Here is a 19,781-nt window from a genome sequence, read left to right on the forward strand (position 1 = left end):
TCCTCAGCCCTCAGCGGAGCCGGCGCAGGTAGGGGTCCTGGGGCCGGCGCGGCAGCAGTCGTACCCGTGCGTCGAGCACGGTGACGCCGTCCGCGGTGGCCAGGACGGGGTTGAAGTCGGCCTCGGCGAGCTGCGGCAGGTCCGCCGCCATCCGGGACAGTCGCAGGAGCAGTTGTTCCAGGGCCTCGAGGTCGACGGGTCCGTTGCCGCGGGTGCCGAAGAGCAGGGGCGCGCAGCGCGGGGACGTGATCAGGTCGTGCACGTCGTGGTCGGTGAGCGGCGCGAGCCGGGCGGCATGGTCGGCGAGGATCTCGGTGGCCGTACCGCCGAGCCCGAACAGCACCAGTGGGCCGAACACCTCGTCCTGGACGACACCGGCGAACAGCTCGGTGCCGCGCCGGGCGAGCGACTGGACGACCACGCCGGTCATGAGGTCGCCGAAGCGCGTCTCCAGGTCCCGGAAGGCGGCGCGGACCTGTGGCTCGCCGCGCAGGTCGAGGTGGACCGCCCGCTCCTCGCTCTTGTGGACGAGGCCCGGCCAGTGGGCCTTCATGACCACCCGGCCGTCGACGCCCCGCAGTCGTTCGGCGGCGCGGACGGCGTCGTCCTCGGTCTCGGCCCAGGCCCAGGGGATCTGCGGGACGCCGTAGCAGGCGAGCAGGTCGGCGCAGGTGCGCGGGTCGAGCCAGCCGCCGTCCGGGTGTGCGGCCAGGTGGGCGTCGGCGATCGCGTGGGCCCGCTCGGTGTCGACGTCGTCGAGTGCCGGTACGGTGCCGGCCGGACGGGCCAGCCAGGCCGCCCGGTCGGCCGCGTGGGCCAACGCACGTGCCGCCGCCTGCGGTTCGGCGTAGGACGGGATGGTGCCGCCCTCGTCGGCGGCGGGCAGCAGCCGGACCGGCAGGTCCTGCTCCAGGCGTACCGCGAGGACCGGCCTGGTCCTGCGGCCGGGCGCCCCGGTGAGGGCCCGTACCAGGTTGTCGCCGGTCGCGGTGGCGAGAGCGGTAGGGACCAGGGCCACCAGGACGGCGTCGACGCCCGGATACTCCATGAGCGCGTCGACGCAGTCCGTGAGCTGTTCCTCGGTCACGGCGGCGGTGGCGTCGATCGGATTGCCGATGGCCGCTCCGTCGGGCAGCACGGCGAGCAGTTCGTCGATCATCGTCGGGGTGAACGGCGGCAGGGCGAGCCCCGCCTCGGCGCAGGCGTCGGCGGCCAGGACCCCGGCGCCGCCGGCGTTGGTGACGATGGCGACGCGGTTGCCTTCCGGGAGCGTCTGCGAGTACAGCAGGGCGGCCGCTTCGAGGAGTTCGCCGACCGAGCTGGTGGCGGTGATGCCGGCCTGGGTGAACAGGGCCCGGCGGGTCATCGTGGGGGTGGCGGCGGCCGCGGTGTGCGAGGCGGCGGCCCGGCGTCCGGCCGCGGACCGGCCGGCGTCCACGGTCAGCACCGGCATCCGGCGGGCGACCCGGCGGGCGGTACGGGAGAACGCGCGCGGGTTGCCGAAGGACTCCAGGTGCAGCAGCGCCAGGTCGGTGCGGCCGTCGGTCTCCCACCACTGGAGCATGTCGTTGCCGCTGACGTCGTACTTGTCGCCGAGCGAGACGAAGGACGACACGCCGATGCCGAGCCGGGACATGCCGTCCAGCAGGGCGATGCCTATGCCGCCGGACTGGACGGCGACGCCGGCACTGCCGGGGCTGGGGTGGCCGTCGGCGAAGGTGGCATCGAGCCGCAGGCCGGGCTCCGTGTGGGAGATGCCGAGGCAGTTGGGGCCGACCATGCGCATCCCGTAGGTCCGGCATGCGGTGCGCAGCGCCTGCGCCTGGTCGGCGTCGAGGCCCGAGGTGACGACGAGGAGGGCGCGGACACCGGCCTTGCCGCATTCCTCAGCGGTCTCCGGGACCGCCGCTGCGGGCACCGCCACGACCACCAGGTCCGGGGTCCTGGGCAGGGCGCTGACGGACGGGTAGCACGGCACGCCGAGGACCGAGTTCACGCTCGGGTTCACGGCGAAGAGGCGGCGGGTGTAGCCACCGGTGTGGATGTGGTGGAGGATCGCCCGGCCGACCGAGCCCGGTTTGCGTCCGGCGCCGACGACGGCGACCGCCTCCGGGCACAGCAGCGGCCGCAGGCTCGCCACGTCCGCGGAGCGGCCCCGGGACTCGACGGCCGAGAGATAGGCGTCGTCCTCGTCCAGGTGGATGGTGCACCGCGTCTCGGGACCCTCGAAGCGGCGGGACGTCCGCAGACCGAGGTCGGCGAAGAGCCGCAGCACCTCTCGGTTCTCGCTCAGCGCGTCCGCCGTGAAGGTGGTGATGCCGTCGGCGAGGGCCGCGGAGACCAGGTGCTCGACGAGCAGGGTGCCGACGCCCCGGTGGTGCAGTCCGTCGGCGACGGCGATGGAGATCTCCGCGGCGTCCTTCTCCCCGCCGGTGTCGTACTCGGCGAGGCCGAGCACCCGGCCCCGTGTCTCGGCCAGCAGCGCCAGGTAGCCGGGGCGGGCCGGGGCACACGCCCGGTCGGCGGCCATGCCGGCGGAGCGCCGGCTCACCGAGAAGAACCTCAGGCGGAGGTTCTCCGAGGACATCTCGTCGTAGAACCGCTTCAGCCGGTCGTGGTCGCCGGGGGTCGCGGGCCGGATGCACACGGTGGTGCCGTCGGCGAGCAGCGCGTGGGCGGGGGCTCGTTCGAGCAGGTCGTCGGTCATCGCGGGTCTCCTCCATACCGGTTGACACCTTGAGCATCCAGCGCGGCGGGGCCTGGCCCCATGGGCTGTCCGGGGCGTACCGGGGGCCGGTCGGCCCAACGTTCTCCGCCGGTCGTCCCGGGTCCCGGGCATGCGGAAGGGGCCGGTGATCGGCGGCACCGGCCCCTTCCAGAGCGTGGTCAGTCCTCGGCCACCAGGGCCGTCAGGTCCAGGAGCCGGTTGGTGTAGCCCCACTCGTTGTCGTACCAGCCGAAGACCTTGGCCAGGGTGCCGTTGGCCTGGGTCAGGGCCGGGTCGAAGACGCAGGAGGAGGGGTCGCCGATGACGTCACGGGAGACGATGGGGGCCTTCGACACCCGCAGGATGCCGTTGAGCGCGCCCTCGGCAGCCGCCTCGAACGCGGCATTGATGTCGTCCGGGCTCGCTTCTCGTCCGAGCACCACCGCGAGGTCGGTGAGCGAACCGTCCTCCACCGGTACGCGGACCGCGATGCCGTCCAGCGCCCCGGCCAGTTCCGGCACCACCAGTCCCACCGCGCGGGCGGCGCCGGTGCTGGTCGGGATGATGCTCAGAGCGGCGGAGCGGGCTCGGCGCAAGTCCTTGTGCGGGCCGTCCAGCAGGGACTGGTCGTTGGTGTAACCGTGAATGGTGGTCATCACGCCGCGTTCGATGCCGAAGGCCTCGTCGAGGACCTTCACCATCGGGGCGACGCAGTTGGTGGTGCAGGAGGCGGCGGAGATGATCCGGTGCTGGTGCCGGTCGTAGGTCTGGTCGTTGACGCCCATGACGATGGTGGCGTCGACGCCCTTGCCGGGCGCGGACAGCAGGACCGTGTGGGCGCCGGCCTTCAGATGCAGGGCGGCGGAGTCCCGGTCACGGAACCGGCCGGTGGACTCGATGACGATCCCGGCGCCGTAGTCCAGCCAGTTCAGGGCGCCCGGGTCGCGTTCGGCGGTGACGGCGATACGGCGCCCGTCCACGGTGATCGAGCTGTCGTCGTGGACGACGTCGCGCCCGATGTGCCCGAACGTCGAGTCGTACTCGAGGAGATGGGCGAGCGTCGCGGGCGAGGTGATGTCGTTGATCGCGACGACCTCGACGTCCTGGGTGCCCGCCTCGGCGCGGTCGAGCGCCGCGCGCAGGTAGGTACGGCCGATCCGGCCGAAGCCGTTGATGCCGACGCGTACGGTCATGATGACGAACTCCTTTCTGGGGTGGGGGTGTTCAGCCGTTCCAGGTCCAGTCGGCGACCTCGGGCAGGTCGGTGCCGTGCTCGCGGATCCAGGCCTGGTGGCGGGTACGCGCGTCGGCCATCTGCTGACGCACGCCGGCGGCGCGCACCGCGAGGCCGGGGACGCGGTCGATGACGTCCATGACCAGCCGGTAGCGGTCCAGGTCGTTGCGGACGACCATGTCGAACGGGGTGGTCGTGGTCCCCGACTCCTTGTAGCCACGCACGTGCAGGTTCTGGTGCCCGGTGCGCCGGTAGGCGAGGCGATGGATCAGCCAGGGATAGCCGTGGTAAGCGAAGATCACCGGCTTGTCGGTGGTGAACAGACCGTCGTACTCGGCGTCGCTCATCCCGTGCGGGTGCTCGCCCTTCGGGAGCAGCCTCGTCATGTCGACGACGTTCACCACCCGCACGGCGAGCTGCGGCAGATGCCGGCGCAGCAGCTGGGCGGCGGCGAGGATCTCCTGGGTGGGCACGTCACCGGCACAGGCGAGCACCACATCGGGCTCACGGGAGCCGTTCTCGGTGCCGGCCCACTCCCAGATCCCGGCGCCGCGGGCGCAGTGCACGCGGGCCTGGTCCATGGAGAGCCAGTCGAAGCAGGGCTGCTTGCCGGCCACGATCACATTCACGTAGTCGCGGCTGCGCAACGCGTGATCCGCCACCGAGAGCAGGGTGTTGGCGTCCGGCGGCAGGTAGACGCGGACGACCTCGGGGCTCTTGTTGAGGACGTGGTCGACGAAGCCGGGGTCCTGGTGCGAGAACCCGTTGTGGTCCTGCCGCCACACGTGCGAGGTCAGCAGATAGTTGAGGGAGGCGATCGGGGCCCGCCAGGGCAGCTCCCTGGACGTCTTCAGCCACTTGATGTGCTGGTTGACCATCGAGTCGACGATGTGCACGAACGCCTCGTAGCAGGAGAACAGCCCGTGCCGCCCGGTCAGGAGATAACCCTCCAGCCACCCCTGGCACAGGTGTTCGGAGAGAATCTCCATCACCCGGCCGTGGTGCTCGAGGTGCTCGTCCACCGGAAGCCGCCCGGCCTGCCACGCCTTGCCGCTCACGTCGAAGACGGCCTGGAGCCGGTTGGACGCGGTCTCGTCCGGGCCGACCAGCCTAAAGTCCCTGCGCAGCCGCGTGTCCTTCATCACCCGGGCCAGGAAGTCACCCAAAACCCGGGTGGGTTCGTGCACGGTGGTGCCCGGCTTCTCGACGGGGACGGCGAACCCGTCCAGGTCCGCCAGCGGCAGGTCCCGGACGAGCAGACCGCCGTTGGCGTACGGGCTCGCGCCGAGGCGACGGGCACCGTCGGGGACGCAGGCGAGCACGTCGGCGACGGGACGCCCGTCGGGGCCGAAGAGCTCCTGGGGCCGGTAGGACCGCAGCCACGCCTCCAGCTGCCGCAGATGCCCGGGGTTCTCCCGGACCCCGGCCAGCGGCACCTGGTGGGCCCGCCAGGTCCCCTCGACGGGCACCCCGTCCACCTCGGCCGGACCCGTCCAGCCCTTCGGTGTCCGCAGCACGATCACCGGCCAGTGCACCCGCTCCGTGACCCCGTCCTCGCGCGCCGAGCGCTGCATCACGGCGATCCGGTCCAGTGCGGTGTCCATCGCCGCCGCCATGGCCCGGTGGACCTCACGCGGGTCATCACCCGTGACATGGATCGGCTCGTGGCCGTAGCCGCGCAGCAGCGCATCGAGTTCGGCCTCCGGCAGCCGGGACAGCACGGTCGGATTGGCGATCTTGTAGCCGTTGAGGTGCAGGATGGGCAGGACCGCGCCGTCGTGGACCGGGTCGAGGAACTTGTTCGAGTGCCAGGACGCGGCCAGCGGCCCCGTCTCCGCCTCACCGTCCCCGATCACACAGGCCACCAGCAGGCCCGGGTGGCCGAAGGCGGCGCCGTAGGCGTGCGCGAGGGAGTAGCCGAGCTCGCCGCCCTCGTGGATCGAGCCGGGCGTCTCCGGGGCCACATGACTGGGCACCCCACCGGGGAAGGAGAACTGCCGGAACAGCCGGCCCATCCCCTCCCCATCTCGCGACACGTCGGGATAGGTCTCGCTGTAACTGCCCTCCAGCCAGGAGTTCGCCAGCACGGACGGCCCCCCGTGCCCCGGCCCCCACACGCACAGCGCGTCCAGACCACGCGCCCTGATCACCCGGTTCAGATGGGTGTACACGAGGTTGAGACCCGGTGAGGTGCCCCAGTGGCCCAGCAGCCGGGGCTTGATGTGCTCGGGCCGCAGCGGCTCGGTGAGCAACGGGTTGGACATCAGGTAGATCTGCCCCGCCGCGAGGTAGTTGGCGGCACGCCAGTGCGCGTCCAGGGTGCGCAGTTCCTCGTCGGACAGTACGGTGGCGTCCTGGTGTTCGACCTTGGACATGAGATGACTCCGTGAGTCGGTCGTCGGGTGGTGGACAGGCCAGGTTGGTGAAGCCGCAGGAGTGGGTGCCGGCAACGGGGCAACGTCTGGTCGTGATCTTCGAAGGGCGGGACGCCGCCGGCAAAGGCGGGACGATCAAACGGCGGACCTCAGCAAGCCGCGGAGCGGCCGGTCACCGCACTCACGTCCGTTCGGGTACGACGGCGACCGGGCAGGCGGCGTGGTGCAGGACCCCGTGGGCCACCCGGCCGAGCTGGAGCCCGAAGTGCCCGGTGTTTCGCCGGGCCCCGACCACCAGCAGGTCGGCGGTGTGAGAGGCGGCCAACAACACCTGGCGGGCGGGGCCTTCGACGGTCTGACGGTGCACGCGCACCTTCTCCGGGATCTCGCTCAGTGCCTCCTCCAGGGTGTCGGAGGCCTGCTGCTCGTGCAGCCGGGCGGGTTCCCCGGACAGCAGAGGGTGATCTGTGGTCTCACGCGCGGGAGCACGCCAGGCCCGTACGGCGTCGACCTCGGCGCCGCGCAGTTCGGCCTCCCGCAGGGCGAAGCCCACGGCCTCCTTGCCGCCGACGCCGAGCACGATCCGGCCGCCGCTCCCGGTGCGGACCTGGTTGTCGTGGCTGCCACGGAGCACGATCACCGGGCAGTGGGCCTGCGCGGCGACGGTCAGGCCGACCGACCCGAGCAGCATCTCGACGAAGCCGCTGCGTCCCCGGGAGCCCAGCACCAGCGCGGCGGCCTCGCGGCTCTCGTGCACCAGCGCGTACTCCGGTTCCTCCGGCAGGATGGCGGTGGTGACCTTCAGGCCGGGCTGTCGGCGGTCGGCCCGCCGAGCGGCGATGTCGACCACGTCCTCCGCCATGAGCTGGTCGGACGGCTTGGTGAGATCGTCGGCGAGCGATTCGCCCTCGTACCGCTCCCACAGCGAGGCGTACACCAGCCGGAGCGGTACCCCGCGCAGGACGGCTTCGTCGGCCGCCCAGTCGACGGCCCGCAGGCTTGACTCGGAGCCGTCGACCCCGGCCACCACGGGCAGGTCCACCGCGCTCACCGCCCCGCACCCATGTCGAACACGATCCGGGCCTTGACCTGGCCGCGCAGCACGTCCTCGATCGACTCGTTGACGGTGGCCAGCGGACGGGTCTCGTAGACGACCCTGGTCCGGCCGGCCGCGTGCAACTGGAACACCTCGGCGAGGTCCTGCCGGGTGCCGACGATCGAACCGATCACGCTCGTGCCGTTCAGCACGGTGTCGAAGATCGGGACCCTGACCGTGCCGTGCGCGGGCAGCGCCACCATCACCAGCTTGCCGCCGCGCCGCAGGCCGGAGTTGACGGCCTCGAAGGCGGCGTCGTTCACGGCGAGGGCGATCGCGGCGTGGGCGCCGCCGTGCTGCTTGAGGACCTCGCCGACGTCGTCCTTGCGGGCGTCGATGACGAGGTCGGCGCCGAGTTCGGCGGCGAGTTCGAGCTTGTCGTCGGTGACGTCGATCGCGGCCACCTGGGCGCCGGCGATCTTCGCGTACTGCAGGGCCAGATGGCCGAGTCCGCCGACGCCGGAGATCGCGACGAGTTGGGTGGGCCGTACGCCGGCGACCTTGAGCGCCTTGTACGTGGTGACGCCGGCGCAGGTCAGCGGGGCGGCGTCGAAGGGGGTGACGCCCTGCGGGACCGGCTGGGCGAAGTCGGCCCAGGCCAGCATCTTCTCGGCGTACCCGCCGTCGCAGCCGTAGCCGGTGTTGACCTGCTGCTCGCACAGGGTCTCCCAGCCCGACAGGCAGTGCTCGCACCGCCCGCAGGCCCTGCCCAGCCAGGGCACGGCGACCCGCTGGCCGACCGTCAGGTGGGTGACGCCCTCGCCGAGCTTCTCGACGAGTCCGACGCCCTCGTGTCCGGGGACGAACGGCGGGTTCGGCTTGACGGGCCAGTCGCCGTGCGCGGCGTGGATGTCGGTGTGGCACAGCCCGGAGGCCTCGACACGGACGCGGACCTGGCCGGGGCCGGGCTCCGGGTCGGGGCGCTCCTCGATGACCAGGGGCTCGCCGAAGGCTCGTACGACCGCTGCCTTCATGATCTGTTCTCTCCTCAGGGTGTGTCAGCCGTGGGCTACGACGGCGACCGGGGCGGTGGAGTGGTGCAGGACGGCGTGGGTGACATGGCCGATGTGGGCGCCCAGGGCACCGCGGCGGATCCGCCGGCCGACGACGACCAGCGAGGCCTCCCGGGACGCCTCGACGAGCTGCTCTGCGGCGCTGCCGTAGCGGGACTCCTCGGCGGTCTCCACGTCCGGGTACTTCTGCCGCCAGGGGCTCAGCACCTCGGCGAGGGCCCTGGACTGTTCCAGCGCCAGTGCCTCGTACAGGGGCGGGTTCACGGGCATCCCGTACGCGTAGTACGGGGGCGGGAACCAGGCGTGCACGACCTGCAGCGAGGTGGCGCGGCGCAGGGCGGCGTCGAAAGCGAACTCGATCAGCGTCTCGTCCGGGTGGTCGATGTCGAGACCGAGGACGACGGGCCGGAAGGGTGTCGCGGCGGACGGAATACCCGCCGGGTCGGCCTCGTGCTCGTCGGCGGCCTGCTCCCCAGCCCGCACCAGCACCGTGGGGCACTCGGCGTGGGCGACGACGCTCAGGCTCACCGAACCGACCAGGAGGCCGCCGACACCGCCGAGGGCCCGGGAGCCGAGAACGAGGAGGGAGGCCGTCTTCGACGCCTCGGCGAGAACCTCGCCGGGGTTGCCGGACAGCTGCTCGCCGGCCACCTCGATACCGGGGTGACGCAGCCGCAGTCCCTCCGCGGATTCCCGCGGGATCCGCTCGGTCCAGTGCTGAAGGGTCTCGGGGCCGAGCAGCGGGGCCTGCGCCATGGGGTCGGGAACCGGTTCCCAGACGTGGACGATCTTCAACGGCAGGCCGCGCAGTTCCGCCTCGCGGGCTGCCCATTCTGCTGCCGCCCAGCTCTCGGCCGAGCCGTCGAGACCTACGGTGACAGTGCGGTTCATGATCTGCACCTCCTGGCGCGAGGGATCCCGGCGTGTTTCCTCGGGGGATCCGGTTCAAGCGTCGTGTTCGGGAGCTTCCGGGGGCAGGGGCCACAGGTCCCGGACAGGGGCCGTTCGACCCCCTGCCCGGCTCCGGGTGGCGGTCCCGATGTCGGTCCCGCCACCCGGCGGGCATTCAGCGCAGCCACCCGTTGGTGCGGACGAAGGGCAGCCGGGCCCACAGCCGCCCCAGGCCGAGGGTGTCGCCGGCGGCCGCGGCGGCCAGGGCGATCAGGACCACGGCGTAGATGAGGTGGTAGTCGGCGAACGGGTTGGTGGACATGCTCACGGTGCCGTCGGAGAGGTGCTTGGCGGGCGGCCACTCGGCCATCCACATCAGCGCCATCATCGCGGTGCCCGCGACGGCGGCCAGGCGCAGCGCGACGCCGGCGGTCAGCGCCAGGCCGACGCCGAGGAGGCCGAGCATGAACAGCCAGTCGGCCCAGGTGTCTCCGGCCCAGGAGTGGAAGGTGGACTCCAGGGGGCCGGCGGCGACGGAGCTGAGGAAGCCCTTGGTCGGCGAGCCGCCGTCGATCCAGCCCTTGCCGGAGGGGGTGGCGTAGCCGAGGCCGAAGGTCTTGTCGAGGAACGCCCACAGGAAGACGAACCCGGTGAGCAGCCGCAGGGAGGCGAGGACGTAGGCCCCTACGGTGTCCGTGTCGCCGACCGCCGACACGGCGAGCTCGGATGAGGAACCGGTCCGGTTCCTGCGGAACGAAAGCCGAAATCCGGAGCTACGGTGAGGGTGCTCGTGCACGGCCATGGTGGTGATCCCTTCGGGGAGTCGGGGGAGGTTCGTTCCTTGCCTTACGTCCATCACTCTCGTGGTCCGCGAACATCCGCACCGGATGCCGAAGGTCCGCACCCGTTGGGCTGAACGGCCCTGTCCGCAAGGCCTGTTGGACATGCCCACGACGCTTGTGCCGCGCCCGGACTCGTACAGGCCATGTCGAGTGCCGAGCCGTGGTGCGGTAGTTGCACAGAGCGGCGCGCAGGACAGTGCGGTCGTGGACGGCGACGATGGCGAGGCAGACGCGTCCGTTGCGCGACCCGCTGTCCCGCACCCCCCGGTTCGGCGACAGAGTCCGGAGCACGCAGCGACCCGAGGCCGCTGCGAGGGCACAGCATCCGTCAGTAGGCCTCCACCCCGTGCCCGCGGAACTGCCCACGCACCCGCTCGACCAGTTCCGCCGACGGACCGGGGGTGTCCTGCAACGCGAAGGGAATGCCGAGGGCCGTGTACTTCGACGCGCCCAGTTTGTGGAAGGGGAGGACGTCGACCCGCTGGACCGCGGGAAGCTCGGAGACGAAGCGGGCCAGGCCGTCGATGGGCTCCGGGGCGTCGGTCCAGCCGGGGACCAGGACGTAGCGGATCCACATCGGGACGCCGAGTCGGTCGAGGCGGGTGGCGAAGTTCAGGGTGGGGGTGAGTTCGCCGCCGGTCAGGGCGCGGTAGGTGAGGACGTCGAAGGACTTGATGTCCAGCAGGACCAGGTCGGTGTCGGCGAGGAGTTCGTCGGTGGCGCGGGCGCCGAGGAAGCCGGAGGTGTCCAGGGCGGTGTGCAGGCCGGCCTCCTTGCAGCGGCGCAGGATCTCGCCGGTGAAGGCGGGCTGGAGGAGCGGTTCGCCGCCCGTGACGGTCACTCCGCCGCCGGCCGTGGTGATGAAGGCGCGGTACTTCTCGATCTCCGCCATCACCTCGTCGACGCTCGTCTCCTTGCCGTCGCGCATGTGCCAGGTGTCCGGGTTGGCGCAGTACAGGCAGCGCAGCGGGCAGCCGGAGACGAAGAGGACGAACCGGGTCCCGGGACCGTCCACGCCGGTGGACAGGTCCCAGGAGTGGATCCGGCCGCGGAGCACGGTGCTCACAGTGATCCGTGGAAGGTGCGGCTGATCACGTCGAGCTGCTGCTCCCGGGTCAGCCGGACGAAGTTGACGGCGTAGCCGGAGACCCGGATGGTCAGGTCCGGGTACTTCTCCGGGTGCTCCATGGCGTCTTCCAGGGTGGCCCGGTCCAGGACGTTGACGTTCATGTGGAAGCCGCCGGCCGCCGTGTAGGCGTCGAGGATGCCGACCAGGTTCCGGGCGCGTTCCTCCGGGCGGTGGCCAAGGCCTTCCGGGGTGATGGTCGTGGTGAGCGAGATGCCGTCGCGGGCCTGTTCGTAGGGCAGCTTGGCCACCGAGAGGGCGGAGGCGGCGACGCCGTGGCGGTCGCGGCCGTTCATCGGGTTGGCGCCGGGGGCGAAGGGCTGTCCGGCGTGACGGCCGTCGGGGGTGTTGCCGGTGTGCTTGCCGTAGACGACGTTCGAGGTGATGGTGAGGACGGACTGGGTGTGTTCGGCGTTGCGGTAGGCGGGGTACTGGCGCACCTTCGCCATGAAGGACTCCACCAGGCCGACGGCGATGCTGTCGGCGCGGTCGTCGTTGTTGCCGTACGCCGGGAAGTCGCCCTCGGTGCGGAAGTCGACGGCGAGTCCGGTGGCGTCCCGGAACACCTTCACCCGTGCGTGCTTGACGGCGGACAGGCTGTCGGCGGCGACCGAGAGTCCGGCGATGCCGCACGCCATGAAGCGGTGCACGGGGTAGTCGTGCAGGGCCATCTCGACGCGTTCGTAGGCGTACTTGTCGTGCATGTAGTGGATGACGTTGAGCGCGTTGACGTACGTGCGGGCCAGCCAGTCCAGGACGCGGTCGTAGGCCGCCGACAGTTCCTCGTGGTCGAGGTACTCCCCGGTCAACGGGGGCGCCGCGGGCGCGATCTGCTCCCCGGTCATCTCGTCGCGGCCGCCGTTGATCGCGTACAGCAGGGCCTTGGCGAGGTTGACCCGGGCACCGAAGAACTGCATCTGCCGGCCGACCTGCATCGCCGACACACAGCAGGCGATCGCGGTGTCGTCGCCGGTGCGCGGGCGCATCAGTTCGTCGGACTCGTACTGGACGGCACTGGTGTCGATCGAGACCTGGGCGCAGAACTCCTTGAAGCCAGAAGGAAGTTGGGGCGACCACAGCACGGTCAGGTTGGGTTCGGGGGCGGGGCCGAGGTTGTACAGGGTCTGCAGGAACCGGAAGGAGGTGCGGGTGACCAGGGTGCGGCCGTCTGCGCCCATGCCGCCGATGGACTCCGTCACCCAGGTCGGGTCGCCGGAGAACAACGCGTCGTACTCGGGGGTGCGCAGGAAGCGGACGATCCGCAGTTTGATGACGAAGTCGTCGATCAGTTCCTGGGCACGGGTCTCGTCGATGACGCCGTCCGCGAGGTCTCGCTGGAGGTGTACGTCGAGGAAGGTGGAGGTGCGGCCGAGCGACATCGCGGCGCCGTTCTGCTCCTTCACGGCGGCGAGATATCCGAGGTAGAGCCACTGCACGGCCTCGTGGGCGGTGGCGGCGGGCCGGGAGACGTCGCAACCGTACGTCGCCGCCATCTGTGTCAGCTCGCCCAACGCCCGTATCTGCTCGGCGAGTTCCTCCCGGTCACGGATGACCTCGGTGCCGGATCCGCAGGCGTCGAGCTTGGCCCGCTCGGCCTTCTTGGCCTCGATCAGCCGGTCCGTGCCGTAGAGCGCCACGCGCCGGTAGTCGCCGATGATCCGGCCGCGGCCGTAGGCGTCCGGCAGCCCGGTGATGACGCCCGCCCTGCGGGCGGCCCGCATCTCGGGGGTGTAGGCGTCGAAGACACCGTCGTTGTGGGTCTTGCGGTAGGTGCCGAAGACCCGGGTCACGAACGGGTCGGCCTCGTAGCCGTACGCGCGCAGCCCGTTCTCCACCATCCGCAGGCCGCCGTTCGGCATGATCGCCCGCTTGAGCGGGGCGTCCGTCTGCAGGCCGACGATGAGCTCGCGGTCGCGGTCGATGTAGCCGGGCGCGTGCGAGGTGATCGTGGACGGGGTGGCGGTGTCGACGTCGAGGATGCCCCGGCGTCGCTCCTCCGGGAACAGCGAGCTGACCTTCGCCCAGACCGCGCGGGTGCGGTCGGTGGGTCCGCGCAGGAACTCCGGGCCGCCCTCGTACGGGGAGTAGTTGGCCTGGATGAAGTCGCGCACGTCGATCCGCTCGCGCCACAGCGTCCCGGCGAAGCCCCGCCAGGCGTCTGTCGTGCGGTTGCCGGTTGTCATGGTTACGGTCATCGTCAGGTCCTCTCCCGATCTCTCACTTGGAATGCTTGTCGCTCGCCGAGGTCGCCGGGAGTGCCGTCCGGTCCCCCGGCGCGGGGCCGGACGGCCCTGCTCGGCCGGTCACTCGCCGTCGAGGTCCGGGCGGACGAGCGTGCCCGAGCGGGCGTGGACGATCTCGTACGCCGCGTCCAGGGCGCCGATGGCGGCCAGACCCCCGGTCCGTTCCACGAAGCGGGCGGCCGCCTCCGCCTTGGGGCCCATGGAGCCCTCGGGGAAGCCGGCGTCGCGCAGTTGGGCCGGGCTGGCGTCCAGCACGGGGCGCTGGTCCGGGGTGCCGTAACCCGTGTACACGCAGGGCACGTCCGTGAGGATGAGCAGGAAGTCGGCCTTCAGTTCCTCGGCGAGCAGGGCGGCCGTGAGGTCCTTGTCGACGACCGCCTCGACGCCGGTGAGGGCCCCGGAGTCCCGGTCCGCGGTGACGGGGATGCCTCCGCCGCCGGCGCAGATCACCAGCGTGCCGCTGTTGAGGAGGTCGTGGAGGGACTCGGTCTCGACGATGCCGTGCGGGGACGGGGAGGGCACGACGCGGCGCCAGCCCTTGCCGTCCAGCCCCATGCGCCAGCCGCGGTGCCGTGCGAGGGCCTTGGCGACGTCCTGGCCGTAGACCTGGCCGACGAACTTGGTGGGCCGTGCGAAGGCCGGGTCGTCGGCCCGGACCAGGGTGTGGGTGACCAGCGTGGCGATGCGGCGGCCGGGCAGGGCGTTGTGCAGGGCGCGAGCCAGCAGGGCGCCGATCATGCCCTGGGTCTCGGCACCCAGCATGTCGAGCGGGTAGGGGACGGTCAGTGCCGGGTCGGTCGCGCTCTCCATGGCGAGCAGGCCGATCTGGGGGCCGTTGCCGTGGGTGATGACCAGTTCGTGGTCGTGGGCGAGCGCGGCGAGGGCGGTGACGACCCGGTCGACGTTCTCCTGCTGGACGGCCGCGTCGGGGCGGTCGCCCCGGCGCAGCAGGGCGTTGCCTCCGAGGGCGACGACGATACGCACGGTTCAGTCCTCCAGGGTGGCGACGAGCACGGCCTTGATGGTGTGCAGCCGGTTCTCCGCCTGGTCGAAGACGATCGACGCCGGGGACGAGAAGACCTCGTCGGTGACCTCCAGGCCGTCCAGGCCGTGGGCGTCGTAGAGGTCCCGGCCCAGGTGGGTGCTGCGGTCGTGCAGGGCCGGCAGGCAGTGCATGAACTTGACGTCCGGATTTCCGGTGGCGGCCAGCGTCTTGTCGTCGACCTGGTAGGGCAGGAGCAGTTCGATGCGCTCCCGCCAGGTGTCGGCGGGCTCGCCCATCGACACCCAGACGTCGGTGTGCAGGAAGTCGGCACCGTGTACGGCGGTCTCGACGTCCTCCGTGAGGGTGATGCGGGCGCCGCTGCGCTCGGCGAGCGCCCGGCACCTGGTGACCAGATCGCCGTCCGGCCACAGCGCGCGCGGGGCGGCGATGCGGACGTCCATGCCGAGCAGGGCGCCCATGGACAGCAGCGAGTTGCCCATGTTGTTGCGGGCGTCGCCGAGGTAGCAGTAGGCGATGTCCTGCAGTGGCTTGGCGCTGTGCTCGTGCATGGTCAGGACGTCGCACAGGCTCTGGGTGGGGTGGGCGGTGTCGGTGAGCCCGTTGTAGACGGGGACGCCGGAGCGGGCGGCGAGTTCGGTGACGATCGACTGGGCGCTGCCCCGGTACTCGATGGCGTCGAACATGCGGCCGAGCACGCGGGCGGTGTCGGCGATGGACTCCTTGCCGCCGATGTGGGTGTCGCCGGGGCCGAGGTAGGTGGTGTGGGCGCCTTGGTCGGCGGCGGCGACCTCGAAGGCGCAGCGGGTGCGGGTGGAGGTCTTCTCGAAGATCAGGGCGAGGTTCCGGCCGGTGAGCCGGGGCCGCTCGGTGCGGGTGCGCTTCTCGGCCTTGAGGCGGGCGGCGAGGGTGAGGAGGTGGTGGATCTCGGCGGCGGTGAAGTCGAGTTCGCTCAGGTAGGAGCGGCCTCGCAGGTCGACGGTCATGGTGGTGTCCTGTCAGTTGGCCGGGTCGCGCTGGATCGGGCAGCTCATGCAGCGCGGTCCGCCGCGCCCGCGGCCGAGTTCGGCACCGGCGATGGTGACGATCTCGATGCCCTGCTTGCGCAGGTAGGTGTTGGTGGTGACGTTGCGCTCGTAGCCGACGATCACGCCGGGCGCGACGGCGAGGAAGTTGCTGCCGTCGTCCCACTGTTCGCGTTCGGCGCCCCTGATGTCCTGCGGGGCGGAGAGCATGCGGACCTTGTCGAGGTCGAGGGCCTCGGCGAGCGCGGTCGCCAGGTCGGAGTCGGGGGTCACCTCGAAGCCGGTGTCGCGTTCGGAACTCGGGGTGAGGGTCCAGGAGCGCAGGGAGTCGGCGAGCCCGGGGTAGATGGCGAAGGCGTCGCGGTCGACCATGGTCAGGACGGTGTCCAGGTGCATGTAGGCCCGCGCGGAGGGCAGTTGGACGGCGATCAGCCGGGTGGCCGTGCCGTCGGCGAACAGCCGGGCGGCCAGGTTCTCCACCGCCTGGGCGGTGGTGCGCTCCCCCATGCCGACCATCACGGCCCCGTTGCCGAGGACATGGACGTCACCGCCTTCCAGGGTGCCGGCCACTCCGTCCGGCACGAGGGTGCCGGCGAACAGCGGGTGGAAGCGGTAGATGGCCTCGGCGTGCAGACTCTCGCGACGGCGGGCCGGCTTGGCCATCGGGTTGACCGACAACCGGTCGTAGATCCAGCAGGAGTTGTCGCGCGGGAAGAGGTGGTTGGGCAGCGGCGGGAGCGCGAAGTCGTCGGCGCTCAGGGCGTTCCAGACCAGGCTGTGCGGGGTGGTGAGCGACAGGTCGCTCTTGAGAATGCCGCCGATGAGGTAGCCGGCCAGGGTCTCTCCGTCGAGTTCGGCGCACAGCGCGCGAACGGGGTCGACGAGGGCCGGGCCGACGGTGGCCGGGGTGACGACCCGGTCCAGTAGCCAGTCCCGGGCGCCGTCGGCGTCGAGGGCCTGGGCGAGCAGGTCGGCGAAGTAGTGGACGCGGGCGCCGTGGTCGCGCAGGACCTGGGCGAAGGCGTCGTGCTCCTCGCGGGCCCGCTTGGCCCACAGGATGTCGTCGAAGAGGAGGGCGTCGACGTTGCGCGGGGTGAGGCGGGAGAGTTCGAGGCCGGGGCGGTGCAGGACGACCTGGCGCAGGGGGCCGACCTCGGAGTCGACGTGGAAGGTGTTCATGGTGGCCTTTCCGGGGGCGCCGGTTCAGTCCTGGTGGTTGAGGGGGTGCGGCTTGCGGGCGCCGCCGACGCGGTTGGTGCGCAGTCCGCGGGGGCGCCGGGGGCTCGGAACCGCCGTCTCCGGGGCGCGCCGCGGGGTCTCGGCACGGGCGGCGGCCAGGCTCTGGTCGCGCTTGAGCCAGACGTAGACCGGCACCCCGAGCAGCACGACGAACAGCCCGTAGTAGACGGTCTGGTAGCCGCTGCCCTGGATCGACCAGTAGGAGAAGGCGAGCGCCAGCGCGGCGACGGTCGTGTCGCGGGCGAGCCGCTTCGGGCTGAGCGACTCCCGGCCCTTCACCAGCAGCCAGTACAGCTGGGCGGCGGCGGAGAACAGGTACGGGATGACGGCGGTCAGCACGCTCAGCAGCACGATCTTCGTGAAGACGTCCTCGAAGCGGGTGTAGCTGAAGACGGTGATCAGCGAGGCCAGCACGGTGGAGGCGACGATCCCGAAGGCGGGCACGCCGTTCTTGCCGCGCAGCCGTGCGAAGGCGGTGGGGAACAGTCCGTCGCGGGCGGCGGCGTACGGCATCTCGGCGCACAGCATGGTCCAGCCGTTGAGGGCGCCGATGCCGGAGACGATGGCGGCGACGGCGACCACGTCACCGGCCCAGGTGCCGCCGAAGATGTTGTTCGCGGCATCGGTGAAGGGCGCGGTGGACGAACCGAGACCGGCGTGCGACACGGTGCCGAAGACCGCGAGGGTGCCCAGGATGTAGATGACCGCGCAGACGAGCGTCCCGTACACGGTGGCCCGCGGCACGTTGCGTCCCGGCTCCCGCACCCGCCCGGCGACGACCGAGGCCGCCTCCAGCCCGAGGTAGCTGAACAGGGCGATGGCCCCGGCCGCAGAGATCGCGCCCAGCGCCGACTGGCCACTGGCGTTGAAGGTGCCGAAGTTGTCGGGGTCGATGAAGAACAGCCCGATGGTGGCCATGAAGACCAGCGGGACGAACTTGAGCACCGTGGTGACGACCTGGAAGGCTCCGATGTTCCGTACGCCGGTGAGGTTGATCGCGGCCGGGATCCAGAGGCCGGTCAGCGCCAGGAGCACCGAGATCCACGTCTTGTGGCCGGTGTTGACGAAGACCTCGACATAGCCGACCCAGGCCACCACGATCGCCGCGTTGCCGGCCCAGGCGGTGATCCAGTACGACCATGCGTTCAGGAACCCCGCGAACTCGCCGAACGCCTCGCGGGCGTAGACGTAGGGCCCGCCGCTCGCGGTGGTCCGCCCGGCGAGCGAGCCGAAGGTCAGCGCCAGGGCGAGCGCGCCGAGGGTGACGACGCCGAAGGCGACCAGCGCGATCGGCCCGTACGGCGCCAGCGCCGAGGGCAGGGCGAAGACGCCGGTGCCGATGATGCTGCCGATCACGAGGGCGGAGGCGGCGGGGAGACCGAGGGCCGCCGCCACCGGGGCGGCTCGTTTCCCGCTCGTCGGGGTCGTGGACATGGCTGTGCTCCTTGTGCGTGGCGCTGCGAAGGATTCGATGTGGGACTGATCGTTCTGCGCCACGGCGGGGTGCGGGGAGCGGCCGTACGGGCTCAGGGACGTACTGAAGGTCCCGGGCGGCCGGGACCGTTCGGCCCATGCCCCTTCTGCGTCATCCGCCGCACGCTGGCAGTGGTAGTCAGTACGCCCCGGCCCGGGAGGTACGCCATGAGCACCGCACCGACCCCCACCGCGCTGCGTGCCCTTCCCCGCGAACATCGGGAACGGCTGATGCGCCTCGCCCGGGAGGTCTCCTTCCCGCAGGGGACGCGGCTCTTCGAGGAAGGCGCTCGCGCCGACCGGTTCTGGATCATCCGCACCGGCCGTGTCGAACTGGACATGCACGTCCCCGGCCGCCGCCCGGCCGTCATCGAGAACCTCGGCCACGACGAACTGATCGGCTGGTCCTGGCTGTTCGCACCGCATGTGTGGCACCTGGGCGCCGAGGCCACCACACCGGTCCGGGCCTACGAGTTCGACGGGGTCGCCGTCCGGTCCATGTGCCAAAACGACCCGGCGCTGGGCAACGCCGTCAGCCAGTGGGTCGGCCGGATACTCGCCCACCGCCTGCGCGCCACCCGTACCCGGCTGCTGGACCTGTACGCCCCGTACGGCGCCGGCGTCTGACGACGTGCCCCGGCCCCTTCGGCTCTCCTGGGAGTGACCATGCACGGCACACCACACATCGTGAGCGACGTCATGACACAGACCGTCATCAGCGTCGGACGGCAGGCGTCCTTCAAGGAACTCGTGAAGCTGATGCGGGACTGGCAGGTCAGCGCCCTGCCCGTCGTCGAGGGCGAGGGCCGCGTCGTCGGCGTCGTCTCCGAGGCGGACCTCCTGCACAAGGAGGAGGTCCGCGACGGCGACCCCGACCGGTACACACGGCTGCGGGGACTCACCGACCTGACGAAGGCCGGCGCGATGACGGCGGAAGAGCTGATGACCTCGCCTGCTCTCACCACCCGCCCGGGTGACACCCTCGCGCAGGCCGCCCGCACCATGGCACGGGCCGAGGTCAAGAGGCTCCCCGTGGTGGACGAGCTCGGTGTGCTCCAGGGCGTGGTCAGCCGTGCCGACCTGCTCAAGGTCTTCCTGCGCGGTGACGAGGAGATCGCCGAGGAGGTGCGGCGCGAGGTCGTCTCCTACCTCTTCCCGCCACCCTCCTCCGCGCTGCATGTCGACGTCCAGGAAGGAGTGGTGAAGCTCGTCGGCCGGATCCGGGACAGCGCCCTCGTCCCCGTGGCGGCGCGGCTGGTCCGGGCCGTCGAAGGCGTGGTCGACGTGGAATTCGAGCTCACGACCGGCCGCCCCGAAGAGGCAAGTGGGGCCGGTCGGCCCTAGTACGACCCGGCCCCGGCGGGCGATGATCGTCGCGGGCAGTACCAGTCTGCCCTCATCCGGGGAACCAGGGGACGACATGGCAGAGCCACGCACCTTCTCGGAGCAGGACCCGATCCGCGTGTTCCTGCTCGACGACCACGAGGTCGTCCGGCGCGGCATCACCGACCTGC

The 19,781-nt window shown here is 71.4% G+C and carries 15 protein-coding genes and 2 pseudogenes; 4 read left to right on the plus strand and 13 right to left on the minus strand.

The genetic code is table 11. From position 1 onward, the window contains the following. Window positions 1-10: 10 nt before the first annotated feature. The 3 genes from ACFWPQ_RS49020 to ACFWPQ_RS49030 all read right to left on the minus strand — a co-directional run bounded on the left by ACFWPQ_RS49020 (window position 11) and on the right by ACFWPQ_RS49030 (window position 6,316). Window positions 11-2,707 carry a GNAT family N-acetyltransferase gene (locus tag ACFWPQ_RS49020; protein ID WP_384050948.1) on the minus strand — a complete coding sequence of 899 codons (2,697 nt, stop codon included), beginning with the start codon at window positions 2,705-2,707 and terminating at the stop codon, window positions 11-13. Window positions 2,708-2,886: 179 nt separating this feature from the next. Beyond that, on the minus strand, window positions 2,887-3,900 hold the full coding sequence (gene gap / locus ACFWPQ_RS49025) for a type I glyceraldehyde-3-phosphate dehydrogenase (RefSeq protein ID WP_384050951.1): 1,014 nt from the start codon (window positions 3,898-3,900) through the stop codon (window positions 2,887-2,889). 31 nt (window positions 3,901-3,931) lie between these two features. Continuing rightward, complete coding sequence (locus tag ACFWPQ_RS49030) at window positions 3,932-6,316, minus strand: phosphoketolase (RefSeq protein WP_384050954.1); 2,385 nt, start codon at window positions 6,314-6,316, stop codon at window positions 3,932-3,934. 11 nt (window positions 6,317-6,327) lie between these two features. Between ACFWPQ_RS49030 and ACFWPQ_RS49035 the strand changes: the two are divergent. Further along, window positions 6,328-6,459: pseudogene (locus ACFWPQ_RS49035) on the plus strand (hypothetical protein); the annotation flags it as partial. Window positions 6,460-6,497: 38 nt separating this feature from the next. Here ACFWPQ_RS49035 and ACFWPQ_RS49040 read toward each other — a convergent pair. The 10 genes from ACFWPQ_RS49040 to ACFWPQ_RS49085 all read right to left on the minus strand — a co-directional run bounded on the left by ACFWPQ_RS49040 (window position 6,498) and on the right by ACFWPQ_RS49085 (window position 18,150). Next, complete coding sequence (locus ACFWPQ_RS49040) at window positions 6,498-7,358, minus strand: universal stress protein (RefSeq protein ID WP_384050992.1); 861 nt, start codon at window positions 7,356-7,358, stop codon at window positions 6,498-6,500. A 5-nt stretch (window positions 7,359-7,363) separates the two neighbouring features. Further along, complete coding sequence (gene adhP, locus ACFWPQ_RS49045; protein ID WP_384050957.1) at window positions 7,364-8,386, minus strand: alcohol dehydrogenase AdhP; 1,023 nt, start codon at window positions 8,384-8,386, stop codon at window positions 7,364-7,366. A 24-nt stretch (window positions 8,387-8,410) separates the two neighbouring features. After that, window positions 8,411-9,316, minus strand: coding sequence for a universal stress protein (locus tag ACFWPQ_RS49050; protein WP_384050960.1), 906 nt, complete (start codon window positions 9,314-9,316; stop codon window positions 8,411-8,413). 175 nt (window positions 9,317-9,491) lie between these two features. After that, window positions 9,492-10,118 (minus strand): hypothetical protein, encoded by a 627-nt coding sequence (locus ACFWPQ_RS49055; RefSeq protein ID WP_384050963.1) that lies wholly within the window; start codon window positions 10,116-10,118, stop codon window positions 9,492-9,494. 368 nt (window positions 10,119-10,486) lie between these two features. Beyond that, window positions 10,487-11,224 (minus strand): pyruvate formate-lyase-activating protein, encoded by a 738-nt coding sequence (gene pflA, locus ACFWPQ_RS49060; protein WP_384050966.1) that lies wholly within the window; start codon window positions 11,222-11,224, stop codon window positions 10,487-10,489. Next, window positions 11,221-13,479 carry a formate C-acetyltransferase gene (gene pflB, locus ACFWPQ_RS49065; protein WP_384050969.1) on the minus strand — a complete coding sequence of 753 codons (2,259 nt, stop codon included), beginning with the start codon at window positions 13,477-13,479 and terminating at the stop codon, window positions 11,221-11,223. Before pflB ends, pflA begins: the two co-directional genes overlap by 4 nt. A 108-nt stretch (window positions 13,480-13,587) precedes the next feature. Next, window positions 13,588-14,511, minus strand: coding sequence for a carbamate kinase (locus ACFWPQ_RS49070; RefSeq protein ID WP_384050972.1), 924 nt, complete (start codon window positions 14,509-14,511; stop codon window positions 13,588-13,590). Between the two features lie 3 nt (window positions 14,512-14,514). Beyond that, window positions 14,515-15,516: an ornithine carbamoyltransferase gene (gene argF, locus ACFWPQ_RS49075; RefSeq protein ID WP_384050975.1), complete on the minus strand. Its 1,002-nt coding sequence runs from the start codon at window positions 15,514-15,516 to the stop codon at window positions 14,515-14,517. A gap of 12 nt (window positions 15,517-15,528) precedes the next feature. Further along, window positions 15,529-16,734: an arginine deiminase gene (locus ACFWPQ_RS49080; protein ID WP_384050978.1), complete on the minus strand. Its 1,206-nt coding sequence runs from the start codon at window positions 16,732-16,734 to the stop codon at window positions 15,529-15,531. Window positions 16,735-16,758: 24 nt separating this feature from the next. Beyond that, window positions 16,759-18,150, minus strand: coding sequence for an APC family permease (locus ACFWPQ_RS49085; protein ID WP_384050995.1), 1,392 nt, complete (start codon window positions 18,148-18,150; stop codon window positions 16,759-16,761). Window positions 18,151-18,435: 285 nt separating this feature from the next. Between ACFWPQ_RS49085 and ACFWPQ_RS49090 the strand changes: the two genes are divergently transcribed. The 3 genes and pseudogenes from ACFWPQ_RS49090 to ACFWPQ_RS49100 form a co-directional block, all read left to right on the plus strand. Next, on the plus strand, window positions 18,436-18,894 hold the full coding sequence (locus tag ACFWPQ_RS49090; RefSeq protein ID WP_384050981.1) for a cyclic nucleotide-binding domain-containing protein: 459 nt from the start codon (window positions 18,436-18,438) through the stop codon (window positions 18,892-18,894). A 39-nt stretch (window positions 18,895-18,933) separates the two neighbouring features. Beyond that, window positions 18,934-19,611 (plus strand): CBS domain-containing protein, encoded by a 678-nt coding sequence (locus ACFWPQ_RS49095; protein ID WP_384050984.1) that lies wholly within the window; start codon window positions 18,934-18,936, stop codon window positions 19,609-19,611. 76 nt (window positions 19,612-19,687) lie between these two features. Further along, a pseudogene (locus tag ACFWPQ_RS49100) lies at window positions 19,688-19,781 on the plus strand (DNA-binding response regulator); the annotation flags it as partial.

The sequence above is a fragment of the Streptomyces sp. NPDC058464 genome (assembly GCF_042721035.1).
Classification (GTDB): Bacteria; Actinomycetota; Actinomycetes; order Streptomycetales; family Streptomycetaceae; genus Streptomyces.

Excerpts from the sequence above, each read along its gene's own strand:
- ACFWPQ_RS49020 (WP_384050948.1), bottom strand. The coding sequence starts at position 2,707 with ATGACCGACGACCTGCTCGAACGAGCCCCCGCCCACGCGCTGCTCGCC.
- gap (WP_384050951.1), bottom strand. The coding sequence starts at position 3,900 with ATGACCGTACGCGTCGGCATCAACGGCTTCGGCCGGATCGGCCGTACC.
- ACFWPQ_RS49030 (WP_384050954.1), bottom strand. The coding sequence starts at position 6,316 with ATGTCCAAGGTCGAACACCAGGACGCCACCGTACTGTCCGACGAGGAA.
- adhP (WP_384050957.1), bottom strand. The coding sequence starts at position 8,386 with ATGAAGGCAGCGGTCGTACGAGCCTTCGGCGAGCCCCTGGTCATCGAG.
- ACFWPQ_RS49050 (WP_384050960.1), bottom strand. The coding sequence starts at position 9,316 with ATGAACCGCACTGTCACCGTAGGTCTCGACGGCTCGGCCGAGAGCTGG.
- ACFWPQ_RS49055 (WP_384050963.1), bottom strand. The coding sequence starts at position 10,118 with ATGGCCGTGCACGAGCACCCTCACCGTAGCTCCGGATTTCGGCTTTCG.
- pflB (WP_384050969.1), bottom strand. The coding sequence starts at position 13,479 with ATGACCGTAACCATGACAACCGGCAACCGCACGACAGACGCCTGGCGG.
- argF (WP_384050975.1), bottom strand. The coding sequence starts at position 15,516 with ATGACCGTCGACCTGCGAGGCCGCTCCTACCTGAGCGAACTCGACTTC.
- ACFWPQ_RS49080 (WP_384050978.1), bottom strand. The coding sequence starts at position 16,734 with ATGAACACCTTCCACGTCGACTCCGAGGTCGGCCCCCTGCGCCAGGTC.
- ACFWPQ_RS49090 (WP_384050981.1), top strand. The coding sequence starts at position 18,436 with ATGAGCACCGCACCGACCCCCACCGCGCTGCGTGCCCTTCCCCGCGAA.
- ACFWPQ_RS49095 (WP_384050984.1), top strand. The coding sequence starts at position 18,934 with ATGCACGGCACACCACACATCGTGAGCGACGTCATGACACAGACCGTC.